General features: G+C 63.7%; 14 protein-coding genes. All 14 read right to left on the bottom strand.

What is annotated here, in order from left to right; all coding sequences use genetic code 11:
* Positions 1–78: 78 nt before the first annotated feature.
* The 14 genes from dnaE to pyrH all read right to left on the bottom strand — a co-directional run bounded on the left by dnaE (position 79) and on the right by pyrH (position 16,283).
* Positions 79–3,600: a DNA polymerase III subunit alpha gene (dnaE, locus tag QE444_RS09280; RefSeq protein ID WP_309738049.1), complete on the bottom strand. Its 3,522-nt coding sequence runs from the start codon at positions 3,598–3,600 to the stop codon at positions 79–81.
* Positions 3,601–3,676: 76 nt separating this feature from the next.
* Entirely contained in the window at positions 3,677–4,312 is a 636-nt protein-coding gene (gene rnhB / locus QE444_RS09275) for a ribonuclease HII (RefSeq protein ID WP_187978703.1), read from the bottom strand.
* Complete coding sequence (gene lpxB, locus QE444_RS09270) at positions 4,312–5,439, bottom strand: lipid-A-disaccharide synthase (RefSeq protein ID WP_187981330.1); 1,128 nt, start codon at positions 5,437–5,439, stop codon at positions 4,312–4,314. Before lpxB ends, rnhB begins: the two co-directional genes overlap by 1 nt.
* A 16-nt stretch (positions 5,440–5,455) precedes the next feature.
* Entirely contained in the window at positions 5,456–6,232 is a 777-nt protein-coding gene (gene lpxA, locus QE444_RS09265) for an acyl-ACP--UDP-N-acetylglucosamine O-acyltransferase (protein WP_187978702.1), read from the bottom strand.
* Complete coding sequence (fabZ, locus tag QE444_RS09260) at positions 6,229–6,669, bottom strand: 3-hydroxyacyl-ACP dehydratase FabZ (protein ID WP_007159483.1); 441 nt, start codon at positions 6,667–6,669, stop codon at positions 6,229–6,231. Before fabZ ends, lpxA begins: the two co-directional genes overlap by 4 nt.
* A gap of 45 nt (positions 6,670–6,714) precedes the next feature.
* Positions 6,715–7,788, bottom strand: coding sequence for a UDP-3-O-(3-hydroxymyristoyl)glucosamine N-acyltransferase (lpxD, locus tag QE444_RS09255; protein WP_405046415.1), 1,074 nt, complete (start codon positions 7,786–7,788; stop codon positions 6,715–6,717).
* Positions 7,788–8,291, bottom strand: coding sequence for an OmpH family outer membrane protein (locus tag QE444_RS09250; RefSeq protein WP_187978700.1), 504 nt, complete (start codon positions 8,289–8,291; stop codon positions 7,788–7,790). The genes lpxD and QE444_RS09250 overlap by 1 nt, the downstream gene beginning before the upstream one ends.
* Positions 8,292–8,329: 38 nt before the next feature.
* Positions 8,330–10,732 carry an outer membrane protein assembly factor BamA gene (gene bamA / locus QE444_RS09245; RefSeq protein ID WP_309738041.1) on the bottom strand — a complete coding sequence of 801 codons (2,403 nt, stop codon included), beginning with the start codon at positions 10,730–10,732 and terminating at the stop codon, positions 8,330–8,332.
* A gap of 73 nt (positions 10,733–10,805) precedes the next feature.
* Positions 10,806–12,158, bottom strand: coding sequence for a sigma E protease regulator RseP (gene rseP, locus QE444_RS09240; protein ID WP_273862643.1), 1,353 nt, complete (start codon positions 12,156–12,158; stop codon positions 10,806–10,808).
* A gap of 66 nt (positions 12,159–12,224) precedes the next feature.
* The gene (ispC, locus tag QE444_RS09235; RefSeq protein WP_309738038.1) at positions 12,225–13,406 is read right to left on the bottom strand and encodes a 1-deoxy-D-xylulose-5-phosphate reductoisomerase; all 1,182 of its coding nucleotides are present in this window, start codon (positions 13,404–13,406) and stop codon (positions 12,225–12,227) included.
* Entirely contained in the window at positions 13,403–14,218 is an 816-nt protein-coding gene (locus tag QE444_RS09230) for a phosphatidate cytidylyltransferase (RefSeq protein WP_187978697.1), read from the bottom strand. The genes ispC and QE444_RS09230 overlap by 4 nt, the downstream gene beginning before the upstream one ends.
* Positions 14,218–14,967 (bottom strand): polyprenyl diphosphate synthase, encoded by a 750-nt coding sequence (gene uppS / locus QE444_RS09225; RefSeq protein ID WP_166655864.1) that lies wholly within the window; start codon positions 14,965–14,967, stop codon positions 14,218–14,220. Before uppS ends, QE444_RS09230 begins: the two co-directional genes overlap by 1 nt.
* A gap of 18 nt (positions 14,968–14,985) precedes the next feature.
* On the bottom strand, positions 14,986–15,543 hold the full coding sequence (frr, locus tag QE444_RS09220; RefSeq protein ID WP_133859819.1) for a ribosome recycling factor: 558 nt from the start codon (positions 15,541–15,543) through the stop codon (positions 14,986–14,988).
* Entirely contained in the window at positions 15,540–16,283 is a 744-nt protein-coding gene (pyrH, locus tag QE444_RS09215; protein ID WP_017639054.1) for a UMP kinase, read from the bottom strand. Before pyrH ends, frr begins: the two co-directional genes overlap by 4 nt.
* Between the last annotated feature and the right edge of the window lie 180 nt (positions 16,284–16,463).

Genomic DNA, 16,463 nt, shown 5'->3' with positions numbered 1-16,463 from the left:
GACAGGTCGAGACTCCTGCCACATCACCGGCACCCGCCGCTGGCGAGGGTTGGGACGGAGCGCACGAGGCGCTCGGACTTAACGATAGTTCAGAAAGACGTTCTCCCTGCCGAACTGGTCACGCAGGGTTTGAATCAGGCCATCGGCCGGGTCGATCCGGTAGTTCTCGCCGAACTGCAGCAGCGCCCGCGCGGTGGGCCCCTGGTAGTCGATAGTGACCGGACAGGCGCCGCGATGGCGACCGCACAACTCGCCCAGCCAGCGCAGCCGATCGCCGGCCAGCGCCTCGCTGCGCACGGCGATCCTGAGGCTTTCCGCCAGGGCGGTCCGGGCTTCCTCCAACCCCAGTACCCGCTTGGCGCGCAGGCGCAGGCCACCGGAGAAATCGTCCTGGCTGACCTCGCCCTCGACGATCACCAGGGCATCGGTCTGCAACAGCGCCTGGGCGGCATTGAAGGCTTCGGCGAACAGCGAGGCCTCGATGCGCCCGGAGCGATCGTCCAGGGTGACGAAGCCCATCTTGTCGCCGCGCTTGTTCTTCATCACCCGCAGGTTGACGATCAGACCGGCCACGGTCTGGGTTTCGCGCGAGGGCTTGAGGTCGACGATGCGCTGACGCGCCAGCCGCCGGACCTCGCCTTCGTATTCCTCGATGGGGTGGCCGGTCAGGTACAGCCCCAGGGTTTCCTTTTCCCCGCGCAGACGCTCCTTGAGATTGAGCTCGCGGGCGCGCCGGTGGTTGGCATAGACGTCGGCCTCGGGTTCGGCAAAGACGCCACCAAAGAGATCCACGTGACCACTGTTGTGACTGCGGGCGGTCTGCTCGGCCGAGGCGATGGCCTCTTCCATGGCGGCCAGCAGTACGGCGCGATTCTGGTCGATGGTCGCCTGATAGGCCTTGAGCTCATCGTGATAGTGCGGCCCCAGGCGGTCCAGGGCACCGGAACGGATCAGGGCTTCCAGGGTGCGCTTGTTGATACGCTTGAGATCCACCCGCGCGCAGAAATCGAAGAGGTCCTTGAAGGGCCCCTCGGCACGCGCCTCGACGATGGCCTCCACCGGCCCCTCGCCCACGCCCTTGATGGCGCCCAGGCCGTAGACGATGCGTCCGCCCTCGTTCACGGTGAACTTGAACTCGGAGATGTTCACGTCCGGCGTGTCGATGCGCAGTTTCATGTGGCGGCATTCCTCGATGAGGATCACCACCTTGTCGGTGTTGTGCATGTCCGCCGACAGCACCGCGGCCATGAAGGGCGCCGGATAGTGAGTCTTCAACCAGGCGGTCTGGTAGGAAACCAGGCCGTAGGCGGCCGAGTGCGACTTGTTGAAGCCGTAACCGGCGAATTTCTCCACCAGGTCGAAGATGTTGCCCGCCAGCTCGCCATCGATGCCGTTATTGGCGCAGCCCTCGATGAAGCCGCCGCGCTGCTTGGCCATCTCCTCGGGCTTCTTCTTGCCCATGGCCCGGCGCAGCATGTCCGCCTGGCCCAGGGTGTAGCCGCCCATGACCTGGGCGATCTGCATCACCTGTTCCTGGTAGAGGATAATGCCGTAGGTGGGCGCCAGCACCGGCTGCAGGCCGTCGTACTGGTAGTCCGGATGCGGATAGGCCAACTCGGCGCGGCCGTGCTTGCGGTTGATGAAGTCGTCCACCATGCCGGACTGCAGCGGACCGGGGCGGAACAGCGCCACCAGGGCGATGAGGTCTTCCAGGCAGTCCGGCTTGAGCTTCTTGATCAGCTCCTTCATGCCGCGGGATTCAAGTTGGAAGACGGCGGTGGTCTCGGCCTTCTGCAGCAGGGCGTAGGTCGGCTTGTCGTCCAACGGGATGAAGTCGATGTTGAGCGGCTCGCGCCCCTCCTCCACTTCCGTGCGGTTGATGGTCTCCAGCGCCCACTTGATGATGGTCAGGGTACGCAGACCGAGGAAGTCGAACTTGACCAGGCCGGCCTGCTCGACGTCGTCCTTGTCGAACTGGGTCACCAGGCCGTTGCCGTCCTCGTCGCAGGCGATGGGCGAGAAGTCGGTCAGCTTGGTCGGCGCGATCACCACGCCCCCGGCGTGCTTGCCGGTGCCGCGGGTGATGCCTTCCAGCTTCAGGGCCATGTCCCAGATTTCCTTGGCGTCCTCGTCGGTCGCCAGGAAGTCGCGCAGCACCTCTTCCTGTTCGAAGGCCTTCTGCAGGGTCATGCCCACTTCGAAGGGGATCATCTTCGACAGGCGATCGGCCAGGCCATAGGACTTGCCCTGCACCCGCGCCACGTCGCGCACCACCGCCTTGGCCGCCATGGTGCCGAAGGTGATGATCTGGCTCACCGCCTCGCGGCCGTACAGGTCGGCCACGTACTCGATGACCCGGTCACGACCGTCCATGCAGAAGTCGACGTCGAAGTCGGGCATGGAGATCCGTTCGGGGTTGAGGAAGCGCTCGAAAAGCAGGTCGTAGGCCAGCGGATCGAGGTCGGTGATCTTGAGCACATAGGCCACCAGGGAGCCGGCACCCGAGCCCCGGCCGGGGCCGACCGGCACGCCGTTGTTCTTCGCCCACTTGATGAAGTCCATCACGATGAGGAAGTAACCGGGGAAGCCCATCTGGATGATGATGTCGAGCTCGAAGTTGAGTCGGTCGACATACTCCTGGCGCTTCTCTTCGTAGTTCGGCGTGGTCTCGCGCGGCCAGAGCACGGCCAGGCGCTCTTCCAGGCCCTCGAAGGACACATGGCGCAGGTAGTCGTTGATGGTCATCCCGTTGGGAATCGGGAAGTTGGGCAGGAAATACTTGCCCAGCTGGATCTCGATGTTGCAGCGCTTGGCGATCTCGACGGTATTTTCCAGCGCCTCGGGCAGGTCGCTGAACAGCTCGGCCATCTCGGCCGCCGACTTCAGGTACTGCTGGTCGCTGTACTTGCGCTCGCGACGAGGATCGTCCAACGGGCGGCCCTCGCCGATGCAGACACGGGTCTCGTGGGCCTCGAAGTCCTCGGGCTTGAGAAAGCGCACGTCATTGGTCGCCACCAGGGCGCCACCGCAGCGATCGGCCAGGGCCACGGCGGCATGCAGGTGCTCTTCGTCACCGACGCGCTCGGTGCGCTGCACTTCCAGATAGAAGCGATCTTGGAAGACCTGCTGCCATTCCGCGAACAGCTGATCGGCCAGGGCCAGATCGCCTTCGAGCAGCGCCAGGCCGACCTCGCCCTCCTTGGAGCCGGAAAGGGCGATCAGGCCTTCGCTGGCAGCCTTCACCCAGTCGCGCTGGATGACGATCTGGCCATCCTGCTGACCTTCCTGGAAGCCCCGCGACAGCAGCTCGGTGAGGTTGCGATAACCCTTGGCGTTCATGACCAGCAGGGTCATGCGGCTCAGCGGCGCATCGCCATCGCGACCGGCCAGCCAGATGTCGGCGCCGGCGATAGGCTTGATCCCGGCGCCCATGGCGGCCTTGTAGAACTTGACCAGGGAACAGAGGTTGCCCTGGTCGGTCACCGCCACGGCCGGCATTCCGGCCGCTTCGGCGGCCTTTACCAGCCCCTTCACCCGCACGATCCCGTCGACCAGGGAGTATTCCGTGTGCAGACGCAGGTGGACGAAGGATGCGGACATGGCAGAGACCCCTTGATGCATGAGGCGCGAGATTGTACTGGATTGTCGACCCGGGGTCAGACCGCCGCGACGGCCGTCAGTAGGTCGCGATGATCTGGGTGGAGGCCTGGGTCTCGAGGGCGTGCCAGGCGTCACGCACCGGCGCGAAGGAACGCCGGTGGATGGGCGTGGGCCCCAGGCGCCTGAGCGCATCCAGGTGCTCGGCGGTGGGATAGCCCTTGTGCCCGGCCAGGCCATAGCCCGGATAGAGAGCATCCAGCACCTGCATCTCGCGATCGCGACTCACCTTGGCCAGGATGGAGGCCGCGGCGATCGCCGGGACCTGGCTGTCGCCCTTCACCACCGGCGAACTGGGCACCGCCAGCTTGGGACAGCGATTGCCATCGATCAGGGCCAGCCGCGGCTGCACCTGCAGGCCTTCCACCGCGCGCTGCATGGCCAGCATGGTGGCGTGCAGGATGTTCAACTGGTCGATCTCGGCGACCTCGGCACGGGCCACGCACCAGGCCAGGGCCTTTTCCTGGATCTCGTCGAACAGGGCTTCGCGGCGCGCCAGCGACAGCTTCTTCGAATCGTTCAGCCCGAGGATGGGCTTGCCCGGATCGAGGATCACCGCGGCCGTGACCACGGCGCCGCACAGCGGACCGCGGCCGACTTCATCCACCCCGGCGACCAGTGCCTCGACCAGGTTGAAGTCCAGACCCAGCTGCATCAGCTGCGCGACCGCAGGAGATCCAGCACGGCAGCGGCCGCCTCTACCGAGGCATCGCGCCTCAGGCTGTGATGGATGGCCGCGAAGCTATCGGTCTGCTGCTGTGGCTGTTCCAGCAACGGCAGGAGCTCGGCCACCAGCCGTTCCGGCGTCGCCTCGTGCTGGATCAGCTCGGGCACCAGCTTGCGCCCGGCCAGCAGGTTCGGCAGCGAAATGTAGGGACTCTTCACCAGCTGCTTGAGAATCAGATAGGTCAGGGGCGCCACTCGATAGGCGACCACCATGGGTCGCTTGAACAATAGTGTCTCCAGGGTGGCTGTGCCCGAGGCGATCAGCACGCCGTCGCAGGCGGCCAGCACCTCATGGGAACGGCCATCGGTTAGCAGCAGCGGCAAAGGCGGCCGCCCTTCCAGCAACTGCTCCACCTGCGCCCGCCGCGCGGCATTGGCACAGGGCAACACGAAGCGCACGTTAGGACGTACGGCCAGCAACTGAGCGGCGGCGTCGAGAAACAGCGCACCGAGGCGCCCTACTTCGCCACCGCGACTGCCGGGCAGCAGGGCGACGACCTGACCGTCTTGCGGCAGCCCCAGGGCCTGCCGGGCCGCCAGCCGGTCGCTGTCCAAGGGAATGGTATCGGCCAGCGGATGGCCGACGAAGCGCACCGGCACCTGCTGTTCTTCGTAGAAGCGCGCCTCGAAGGGGAACAGGGTCAGCATCAGGTCGCAGCCATCGCGGATCTTCAATACGCGCTTCTGCCGCCAGGCCCAGACCGAGGGGCTGACGTAATGCACGGCGGGAATGCCCGCGCGATGCAGCTGGGCTTCGATCTCGAGGACGAAATCCGGGGCGTCGATACCGATGAAGACATCGGGACGGGCGTCGAGCAACTGAGCGATCAGCGCCTTGCGCCGCCCCAGGAGTTCGCGCAGGCGGCCGAGCACCTCGACCAGCCCCATGACCGCCAGGCGTTCCATGGGAAATTCGGACACCAGGCCCTCGGCTTCCATCCGCGGACCGCCCACCCCCATGAAGGAGATATTCGGGTGCTGCTCGCGCAACGCCTGCATCAGGCCGGCGCCCAGCAGATCACCCGACGCCTCCCCGGCCACCAGCGCCACGCGCAGCGGGCGCTGGGCGAACTCAGCGGGTGATGCCACGCGTCGCACTCAGAATGGAATCGCGGAACACCGCCACCTCGGGAAACTGCTGAGCCACCGGCTCCAGCTCGCGCAGGGCGTCATCGACGGTCAGGCCCTGGCGGTAGACCACCTTGTAGGCGCGGCGCAATTCCTTGATGGCTTCGGCCGAGAAACCCCGCCGCCGCATGCCTTCGAAGTTCATGCTGCGGGCTTCCGCCGGATTGCCGAACACCGTGACATAGGCCGGTACATCCTTGCCAATGGCCGTGCCCATGCCGGAAAAGCTGTGGGCGCCGATGCGGCAGAACTGATGCACCAGGGTATAGCCGGACAGGATCGCCCAGTCATCGACATGCACGTGCCCGGCAAGGGCCGTGTTGTTGACCAGGATGCAGTGATTGCCGATCACGCTGTCATGCCCGATGTGCACATAGGCCATCAGCAGATTGTGATCGCCAATGGTCGTCTCTTCCCGATCCTGCACGGTACCGCGATGGATGGTGACCCCTTCACGGATGGTGTTGTGATCGCCGATCCGCAGCCGGGTCGGTTCGCCCTGATACTTGAGGTCAGGGGTGTCCTCACCGATGGACGAGAACTGGAAGATACGATTGTGACGCCCGATCACGGTCGGCCCCTTGAGGATGACGTGAGGACCGACGACGGTCCCCTCGCCAAGCTCGACATCGGGCCCGATGATCGACCAGGGGCCGACCTGGACATCGGCAGCGAGCCGTGCCTTGGGGTCGACGATAGCCCTGGGGTCAATCAACGTCATAGCTTGCGTTCCGCACAGATGATTTCAGCCGAGCAGACCGGCTTGTCGTCCACACTGGCGTGGCATTCGAACTTCCAGATACCGCGCTTGGTGCTGATGAAGCGAGCGTCGAGCATCAGCTGATCACCCGGCGTCACCGGCTGGCGAAAACGCAGCTTATCCGATCCGACGAAGTAGTACAGGGTGCCATCGGCCGGCGAGGAATTCATCATCTTGAAGCCGAGCACGCCGGCGGCCTGCGCCATGGCCTCGACGATCAGCACGCCCGGCATGATCGGGTGCTGGGGAAAATGGCCGGTGAAGAACGGTTCGTTGATGCTGACGTTCTTGTAGGCGCGAATGCGCTTGGCTTCGATATCCAGCTCCAGCACGCGATCCACCAACAGAAAGGGATAGCGATGCGGGAGATATTCACGGATCTCGTTGATGTCCATCATGGTCGGGGAAGGCCTGTTAAGAAAGGGGGAACATCCGATGCAGAATCAAGCATCAGAAGCAGCGTCATCCCGCGAGGTCACGGTAGCAACGATTTTTTCCAGATGTTGCAGACGGCGGGCCATGTCGTCGAGGTGACGAATCCGCGCGGCGCTCTTCTTCCATTCACCGGCCGGCTGCATGGCCGTGCCGGAGGAATAGGCGCCAGGCTCGGTAATCGAGCGGGTCACCATGGTCATACCGGTGACGAACACGTGATCGCACACCTCGATATGACCGACCATGCCCACGCCGCCGGCGATGGTGCAGTGTTTGCCGATCTTGGTACTGCCAGAGATGCCGACACAGGCGGCCATGGCGGTGTGCTCACCGACCTGGACGTTGTGCGCGATCATGATCTGGTTGTCGAGCTTGACGCCATCGCTGATGACCGTGTTCGCCAGGGCGCCACGGTCGATGGTGGTGTTGGCACCGATCTCGACGTCGTCGCCGATCAGCACGCCACCCAGCTGGGCGATCTTCTGCCACTGGCCACGCTCGTTGGCGAAGCCGAAGCCCTCGGCACCGATCACGGCCCCGGACTGCACGACGGCGCGCGCACCGATGGTCACGTCGTGATAGAGCGTGACCCGCGGCGCCAGCCAGCTATCGACGCCGATGACGCTGCGCGCACCCACCACGCAGTGAGCACCGAGACTGACACCTGCGCCGATGCATGCCTGCGCCTCGATCACCACATAGGGACCAATGGCCGCGGTCGGATCGACCTGGGCATCCGCCGCGACCAGTGCAGTCGGATGAATACCGGCCGCGCTGCGCGGTTTGCGATCGAACAGGTGGGAAAGCCGCGCGTAGGCCAGATAGGGATTCGCCAGGATCAGGGCATCGCCGGCATAGCCGTCGGCGTCCTTGTCCGTCAGCAGCACGGCCCCGGCCTGGGTATCGGCCAGGTAACGGCGGTACTGCGGATTGGCGAGAAAACTCAACTGGTCGGGACCGGCCTCGGGCAGGGTAGCCAGACCGGTGACCAGGCGCTCGGACGAACCGCGTAATTCCACGGTCAACTGGCGGCTTTCCAGCCACTGCGCCAGTTCGCCCAGCGTAAAGGTGCTATGACTCATCAACGACCCGCGTTCATGCGCTCGATGACCTGGCGCGTGATGTCGTATTGCGGCTTCACGTCAACCACGGCGCCACGTTCGAGCACCAGATCGTAGTCACCCTTCTTCAGCACCTCTTCGACGGCCTTGTCCAGGCGCGGCTTGAGCAGCTTGAGCATGTCGCGATCCGAGGCGGCCTTGGCGTCGTTGAGTTCCTTGGACTGGAACTGGAAGTCACGGGCCTTCTGGCGGAAGTCGTTCTCCAGACGGCTACGCTCGGCCTGGGCCAGCTTGTCACCGCCCTTGTTGAGCTTGTCCTGAATGTCCTTGGCGGAGCTTTCCAGACCCTTGAGCTTGTTCAGCTGGGGACCGAACTTCTTCTCGGAATCCACCGCGTACTTCTTGGCGGCATCGGATTCCAGCAGGGCCATCTGGTAGTTCAGGACAGCGATCTTGGTATCGGCGAAGACCGGAGCGGCAACGAGAACGGCAGCGAACAGAGCGTAACGAGTGTACTTGTGCACAGTTGACTCCTGCGTAAAGCGCAAAGGTGTTGCCTGGGTCAGAACGTCTGACCCAGCGAGAACTGGAAGACCTGCGGATCGGAGTTGGTCGGCTTCTTGACCGGGACGCCCAGGCTGAAGCTCAGCGGGCCCAGGGCGGTAACCCAGGTCACGCCGACGCCAACGGAGCTGGCCATGTTGGAGAGGCTGATATCTCCGCAATTCGATGTACCGCCGACGCCATCAGCCGCCTTGTAGCAGTTGCCCGTCGAGAACACATTACCCACGTCCCAGAACAACACGGTACGCAGCGATTTCTGATCCTTCACGAACGGCAGAGGGAAGAGGTATTCCACGCCGCCTGTGATCAGGACGTTGCCACCGAATGCCTCTGACTTATCACGGTCACGATAACCCTGCCCCTGAGGCCCATAGTTGGTCTGACCAGTCGCTGGATTGATTCGTGGCGGTGTAGTCCGCGGACCTAGACTGCTGTCCTCGAAGCCTCGTACCGAGTTAAAGCCACCCGCGTAGTAGTTCTCATAGAACGGCAGGCCATCGGTGCTGCCATAGCTGTCGCCATAGCCCAGCTCGGTGTGGAAGCGCAGCGCCGTAGTGTCGGTCAGTGGCGTGAACAGCTGGCCGCGGTAGTCGAGCTTGTAGAAGCTGAGGTCACTACCCGGGATGGTGATCTGGCCGGTCATGCTCTGGGAAGCACCACGGGTCGGCAGGACGCCGCGGTTCAGCGTCGAGCTCGACCAGCCGATGCTGGCTTTGAAGTTGGTGAAGTTGTCACCTTCGCGCTCGACGAAATCGTAGATCTCGTCGGCACTGTAGGTACCGGGGTTGATCTCGTCGTTCTGCACGCTCAGACCATAGGTCAGGCGCGAGGTCTCGCTGATCGGATAGCCCAGGGTGACACCGGTACCCAGGCTGTTGATCGAGTAGTAGGAGACGTCACTGTCGTACAGTTTGCTGTAGTCGGTGCTGCGATAGAAGATGTTGTAGCCCAGGCTCACGCCATCCGGCGTGAAGTAGGGATCGGTGAAGCTGAAGTTGTAGCGACTCTGGTACTGGGAACGGGTCAGACCGATGCTGACCTGGTTGCCGGTGCCCAGGAAGTTGTTCTGGCTGATAGAACCACCGAGGATCAGACCGGCGCTCTGGGCGAAGCCGATGCTGGCGGTGATGGAGCCCGACGGCTGCTCTTCGACATTGTAGTTGACGTCGACCATGTCGTCGGTGCCCGGTACCTGGGGCGTCTCGACCTTGACTTCCTTGAAGTAGCCCAGGCGCTCGAGGCGGGTCTTGGACTGGTCGATGAGATAGGTGGAAGCCCAACCGCCTTCCATCTGACGCATCTCGCGACGCAGCACCTCGTCCTCGGTCTTGGTGTTGCCGCGGAAGTTGATGCGATTGACGTAGGCACGCTTGCCCGGATCGACCACATAGGTCAGGGACACGCTGTGATCGTCGTCATGGGGCTCGGGCAGACCATTGACGTTGGCGAAGGTATAGCCTTCGTTGCCCAATCGGCGGGTGATCAGATCCGAGGTGCTGGTCATGACCTTGCGCGAGAAGACCTGGCCCGGCTGGACCAGCATCAGTTTGCGCAGCTCTTCCTCCGGCACCTTGAGGTCGCCGGACAGCTTGACTTCACGAACGGTGTACTTCTGCCCTTCGTTGACGTTGACGGTGATGTAGACGTGCTTCTTGTCGGGCGTGATGGACACCTGGGTCGAGGTGATGTCCATGTTGATGTAGCCACGATCCAGGTAATAGGAGCGCAGGCGCTCGAGGTCACCTGACAACTTTTCCCGGGAGTACTTGTCATCGTTACGGAAGAACGACAACCAGTTGCTCGGCTTGAGCTCGAACAGCGAGGTGAGGTCATCTTCGGGGAAAACCGTGTTGCCCACCACGTTGACGTGGGAGATGGTCGCGACCTCGCCCTCGTTGATGGTGATCTTCAGCTGCACCCGATTACGGGGCTGAGGCACCACTTCGGCGTCGATGCTGGCCGAATAACGGCCCTGGGCGACGTACTGGCGCAGCAATTCATTGCGCACGCCTTCCAGCGTCGCACGCTGGAAGATCTCGCCTTCGGCGAGGCCGGCCTGCTTGAGACCCTTCATCAGGTCGTCGCTGGAGATCGCCTTGTTGCCTTCCAGGGTGATGCTGGAAATGGAGGGACGCTCGACCAGGTTCACGACCAGGACGTTACCGTCACGACCCAGCTGGATGTCCTGGAAGAATCCGGTACGGAAGAGCGAGCGCGAGGCTTCGGCCAACTTGTTGTCGTCGACGGACTCGCCGACATTGAGCGGCAGGGCACCGAAGACGCTGCCGGACGATACTCGTTGCAGTCCGTTGACGCGGATATCGGAGATGGTGAAGGACTCGGCGTGTACCTCGCCGATCATCAGCGCGGCTATTACCGCAGGTAGCAGCAGGCGTTTCATGAGTCCCTTTTATTCCAACTGGCAAATAAAGAATCTGCCGCACTGGGCGGCAGATTCGGCAATCAGCAGAGTGTCAGAGGCGACCGAGGTCATTGACCAAGGCCAGCAGCATCACACCCACGACGAGGCTAATACCGATCTGCATGCCCCATGTCTGTACACGCTCGGACAAGGGCCGCCCGCGAATCCACTCGACGAAGTAGAAGACCAGATGACCACCGTCGAGCACAGGGATAGGCAACAGATTCAGAACCCCCAGGCTTATGCTCAGGTACGCCAGAAAATTGAGGAAATCCCCCAGGCCTGACTGAGCTGAAGCGCCCGCCACTTTAGCAATGGTTATCGGCCCGCTCAAGTTTTTTACCGACAGCTCTCCCAAGAGCATCTTCTTCAGGGAAACCAGCGTCAGCACGCTCATCTGCCAGGTTCGACCGATACCTTCGCCTACGGCAGCCACGGGTCCATAGCTGATTTCGCGAACCATTTCCGCTGGCCACTTGACCGGGGCCACACCCGCACCGAGGTAACCGCTCTCGGTGGAATCGACGCGCCGCGCGCCCAGGCGCAGGGTCAGGTCCCGTTGCTGGCCCTCGCGCTCATAGGTCAGCCTGACCTGCTGACCGGGATGCGCCCGTACCCAGTCCACGGCCTGTTGCCAGTCGCCGATGGAAGTATCGTTCAGGGCGATCAGGCGGTCTCCCGCCTGCAGGCCGGCCGCTTTCGCCGGGCCGGCCGGATCGAGCTCGGCGAAGACCGCCGGAATCTGCGGTCGCCAGGGTTTCAGGCCCAGGGCCTGGATCGGATCGGGATCTTCCGCACCACGCAACCAGGCATCGAGCTGGATGACGCTGCTCTGTTCGGCGGTGGTGCCCGGCACCCGGTAGCTCAGGCGCAGCGGACCGCTTTCACCCAGGCGATCGACCAGCCGCAGATTGACCGCCGACCAGCTGTCTACCGCCGCATCATCGACCGCGGTCAACTCTGCGCCGACGGGAATGCCCGCGGTGGCAGCCGGAGTATCGGGCGCGATCGCTCCCACGACCGGGCGCGGCTGCTGGGAGCCAAGCATGGCCAGCAGCCAGAAGAACAGGATGGCAAGCAGGAAATTGGCGATCGGTCCGGCGGCGACGATGGCGATACGCTGGCGGACCGTCTTGCGATTGAAGGCCGCATGCTGCTCTTCGGGCGCCACCGGCGCTTCGCGCTCGTCCAGCATCTTCACGTAACCGCCCAGCGGGATCGCGGCCACCACGAATTCGGTGCCTTGACGGTCGTGCCAGCGCAACAGCGGCTTGCCGAAACCTACGGAAAAACGCAGGACCTTGACGCCGCAACGGCGCGCCGTCCAGAAATGGCCATACTCGTGGATGGTCACCAGCACGCCCAGGGCGATCAGGGTTCCCAGTATCGTATAAAGGATGGACATTGGCTGCCTCCGCTACCTCAGTGTGCAGATTCTGCGGACTCGCAGGCCAGGTGTCGAGGCGCGGGATCAGCGTCTCGACAGCCACTCCCCAGCCAGCCGCCGAGCGGTGTTGTCGGCCGCGAAGACCGCAGCGAGATCAGTGGCCGCACCGGGCTCGACACCCTTGAGGACCGCTTCGATCAGCAGGGGGATCTCGGTGAAGCCCAGCCGCCCTTCGAGAAAGGCTTCGACGGCGATCTCGTTGGCCGCGTTGAGCGTCGCCGGCATGCAACCGCCCGCCTGAGCCGCCTCTCGCGCCAGGCGCAGACAGGGAAAGCGCTCTTCGTCGGGCCGCTCGAAGTCGAGGCGGCCGATCTCGAACAGATCCAGCGCCGCAACACCGGAGTCGATCCGCTCGGGCCAGGCCAGGGCATGGGCGATCGGCGTGCGCATATCGGGATTGCCCAGCTGGGCCAGCACTGACCCATCCACGTAGTCCACCAGCGAATGGATCACGCTCTGGGGATGGATAACCACCTCGACCTGCTCCGGCGTCGCCTCGAACAGCCAGCAGGCCTCGATGAGCTCCAGCCCCTTGTTCATCAGGGTGGCCGAATCCACCGAAATCTTGCGCCCCATCGACCACTTGGGATGGGCACAGGCCTGGTCCGGTGTCACGCCGATCAGCTCTTCGGCCGGTGTCTCACGGAACGGACCGCCCGAGGCCGTGAGCAAGATTCGACGCACACCCTTACGGGCCAACCCCGGAGTCGCCGGATCGACCAGGCACTGGAAAATCGCATTGTGCTCGCTGTCGATGGGCAGCAGGGTCGCGCCACTGGCCTGCACCGCCTCGATGAAGAGCGCGCCGCTCATGACCAGGGCTTCCTTGTTGGCCAGCAGCACGCGCTTGCCGGCCTTGACCGCAGCCAACGTCGGCTTCAGACCCGCCGCGCCGACGATCGCCGCCATGACGGTATCGACCTCCGGATGAGCCGCGATAGCCTCCAGGCCACCCTCCCCCACCAGGATCTCGGGGCGCTGCTCGACATCCTGCAGCAGGCCAGCCAACTGCTCGGCGGAGGCCTGGTCAGGCACGGCCGCATAGATCGGCTGGAAACGCCGGCAAAGGTCAGCCAGCTCCTTCAGCCGACGATGTCCGCTGAGGGCGAAGATTCGATAGCGATCGGGATACCGGGCCACGACATCCAGGGTGCTGGCGCCGATGGAGCCGGTCGCACCCAGCACGCAAAGCTGCTGGAGACTCACTGAACACCCCAGCCAGCCCACCAGAGCAGCAGGGCAAACAACGGAACGGCAGCCGTGAGGCTGTCGATGCGATCCAGCACGCCACCGTGTCCGGGCAGCAGCTGACTGCTGTCCTTGAGTCCGGCCTGGCGCTTGAACATGCTCTCGGTGAGATCGCCGACCACGGAGATCAGCACCACGCAGGCGGCGCCGATGAGCGCCTGCAAGAGATCACCCAGCCCCCAGCCACGCACCAGGCCGAGCACCAGGGTCGCCACCAGCGCGGCGGCCAGGCCGCCGTAGAGGCCTTCCCAGCTTTTGCCCGGACTCACGGCCGGCGCCAGCTTGCGCTTGCCGAAGGCCCGCCCGGAGAAATAGGCGAAAATGTCGGCCAGCCACACCAGCATCATCACTTCGAGAATCAGCAGATTGCCACCCGGTGCCGCCTTGAGCAGCATCAGCCCCTGCCAGGCCGGAACCAGCACCACCAGACCGATCAGCAGACGCCGCCAGGAAGCCTGCCAGGCCCGGGCGCTGTCGGGATAGGTAAGCACCAGCACGGTCGCATAGAGCCACCAGGCCAGACTGATGAACAGCAGACCATGAGCACCGCCGGGCAACCACCAGCAGAGCAGCAGCGCCAGCGCGATCACGGCGGCATAGGCGCAACGCAGCGGCTGGGTTTCCAGCCCCGCCAGGCGCGCCCACTCCCAGGCACCCAGGACCACGACCGCACCGATGAACAGGGCGAAGGTCGCCCCTTCCAGCCAGAAAAATCCGGCCAGGGCGATGGGCAGGAGCACCATCGCCGTGATAACTCGCTGCTTCAACATTAGGCGCGTAGCTCCGCTTCCACCTGTTCGCAGGTCCGACCGAACCGCCGCTGGCGGGTGGCGAAGTCGGCCAGCGCGGCACGCATGGCCTCGTGCTTGAAGTCCGGCCAGAACAGGTCGGAGAAATACAGCTCGGCATAGGCGATCTGCCAGAGCAGGAAGTTGCTCACCCGCCGCTCGCCGCCGGTGCGGATGCATAGATCAGGCAGTGGCAGGTCGGCCGTCGCCAGACGGCCTTGCAACAGCTCGGAAGTGATCTCACCCGGCTGCAGCGTGCCCTGCTGAACCTGCAGCGCCAGCTGCTGGGCGGCCTGGGTGATGTCCCACTGCCCCCCGTAGTTCGCGGCAATCTGCAGCACGAACCGGGTGTGATGGGCAGTGAGTGCCTCGACTTCCGCCATGGCTGCCTGCAGTTCCGGATGGAACAGCGAGCGATCGCCGATGATGCGCAGCCGGATGCCGTTCTGGTGCAGCTTCTTGGCCTCCCGCCGCAGGGCGGAAAGGAAGAGTTCCATCAGAGCGCCGACCTCGTCGGCCGGACGCCGCCAGTTCTCGCTGGAGAAGGCGAACAGCGTCAGCACCTCGACGCCCGCATCGCCACACACCTCGATGACCGCGCGCACGGCGTCCACTCCGGCCTTGTGACCGGCGACGCCCGGCAGCAACCGTCGGCGCGCCCAGCGATTGTTCCCATCCATGATGATCGCCACGTGACGCGGCACCACCTTGCCTGGCTTGCTCATGCCCATGTTACATCCCAACCGTTGTCAAACAGCCATCAAGTCGGCTTCCTTGGCCTCCAGAGCCTTGTCCACCTCGGCGACGAATTTATCAGTCAGCTTCTGGACTTCATCCTGAGCGCGACGATCCTCGTCTTCACTGATTTCCTTTTCCTTGAGCAGATCCTTGAGCTGAGCCAGGGCATCGCGGCGGATGTTGCGCACGGAAACGCGCGCCTGCTCGGCCTCGGAGCGCGCCTGCTTGGTGAAGCCCTTGCGGGTCTCTTCGGTCAGCGCCGGCATCGGCACGCGAATGGTGGTACCGGCGGTGGCCGGGTTGAGGCCCAGGTCGGAGGTCATGATGGCCTTCTCGACCGCCTGGATCATGCTCTTGTCGAACACGCTCAGGGCCAGGGTCCGCGAATCCTCGACGGTGACGTTGGCCACCTGACGCAGCGGGGTATCGCTGCCGTAGTAGGACACCATGACGCTATCCAGAATGCTCGGATGAGCGCGTCCGGTACGGATCTTGGCAAAGGCGTGGCCCAGGGCTTCCAGGGTCTTGGTCATGCGCGTCTGCGCATCCTTCTTGATCTCGTTGATCATGCTGCTCCCTCCTCGATCAGGGTGCCCTCACCTCCGCCCACCACGATATTGAGCAGGGCGCCGGGCTTGTTCATGTTGAAAACCCGCAAGGGCATGTTGTGATCACGGCAGAGACAGATGGCCGTGAGATCCATGACACCCAGCTTGCGGTCGAGCACCTCGTCGTAGGTCAGACGCTCGAATTTTTCGGCGTTGGGATCCTTGAAGGGATCTGCCGTGTATACACCATCCACCTTCGTGGCCTTGAGCACCAGATCGGCTTCGACCTCGATGGCCCGCAGGCAGGCGGCGGAATCGGTGGTAAAGAACGGATTGCCGGTACCGGCGGAGAAGATGACGACTTCGCCGTCCTTCAACTGACGCAGGGCCTTGCGGCGGTCGTACTGGTCGGTCACGCCGACCATGGAAATGGCGGACATCACCGTGGCAGGAATGTTGGAACGCTCCAAGGCGTCGCGCATGGCCAGGGCGTTCATCACGGTAGCCAGCATGCCCATGTGGTCGCCGGTCACCCGGTCCATACCCACGGCGGACAGCGCCGCACCGCGGAACAGGTTGCCACCGCCAATCACCAGACCGACCTGGACACCGATGCCCACCAGTTGGCCGATCTCCAGCGACATGCGATCCAGCACCTTCGGATCGATCCCGAAGTCTTCACTTCCCATCAGGGCTTCGCCACTGAGCTTCAGCAGAATACGCTTGTAACGGGGTTGGCGACCACTCATCTGCTGTGCCATTCACTCTCTCCTGTGGCGATGAACATATGCGGGGGATTTTGATCCTGCGATAGGAAAGCGCAACCGCAGTTGCGTTCACTCCAATCGGCAAAAAACTCCTTGGAAGACCAGAAATCAGATCTGCCTTCCAATTTGACAAAGAGGCCGCGCGCTCGAAGCGGGCGGCCTCCTGGTCAACGG

The sequence above is a fragment of the Pseudomonas sp. SORGH_AS_0199 genome (genome assembly GCF_031453735.1).
Taxonomy (GTDB): domain Bacteria; phylum Pseudomonadota; class Gammaproteobacteria; order Pseudomonadales; family Pseudomonadaceae; genus Chryseomonas; species Chryseomonas aestiva.
This window is presented reverse-complemented; position numbering and strand designations above follow the sequence as displayed.

Excerpts from the sequence above, each read along its gene's own strand:
- dnaE (WP_309738049.1), bottom strand. The coding sequence starts at position 3,600 with ATGTCCGCATCCTTCGTCCACCTGCGTCTGCACACGGAATACTCCCTG.
- rnhB (WP_187978703.1), bottom strand. The coding sequence starts at position 4,312 with ATGCAGCTGGGTCTGGACTTCAACCTGGTCGAGGCACTGGTCGCCGGG.
- lpxA (WP_187978702.1), bottom strand. The coding sequence starts at position 6,232 with ATGACGTTGATTGACCCCAGGGCTATCGTCGACCCCAAGGCACGGCTC.
- fabZ (WP_007159483.1), bottom strand. The coding sequence starts at position 6,669 with ATGATGGACATCAACGAGATCCGTGAATATCTCCCGCATCGCTATCCC.
- lpxD (WP_405046415.1), bottom strand. The coding sequence starts at position 7,788 with ATGAGTCATAGCACCTTTACGCTGGGCGAACTGGCGCAGTGGCTGGAA.
- bamA (WP_309738041.1), bottom strand. The coding sequence starts at position 10,732 with ATGAAACGCCTGCTGCTACCTGCGGTAATAGCCGCGCTGATGATCGGC.
- rseP (WP_273862643.1), bottom strand. The coding sequence starts at position 12,158 with ATGTCCATCCTTTATACGATACTGGGAACCCTGATCGCCCTGGGCGTG.
- QE444_RS09230 (WP_187978697.1), bottom strand. The coding sequence starts at position 14,218 with ATGTTGAAGCAGCGAGTTATCACGGCGATGGTGCTCCTGCCCATCGCC.
- uppS (WP_166655864.1), bottom strand. The coding sequence starts at position 14,967 with ATGGGCATGAGCAAGCCAGGCAAGGTGGTGCCGCGTCACGTGGCGATC.
- frr (WP_133859819.1), bottom strand. The coding sequence starts at position 15,543 with ATGATCAACGAGATCAAGAAGGATGCGCAGACGCGCATGACCAAGACC.
- pyrH (WP_017639054.1), bottom strand. The coding sequence starts at position 16,283 with ATGGCACAGCAGATGAGTGGTCGCCAACCCCGTTACAAGCGTATTCTG.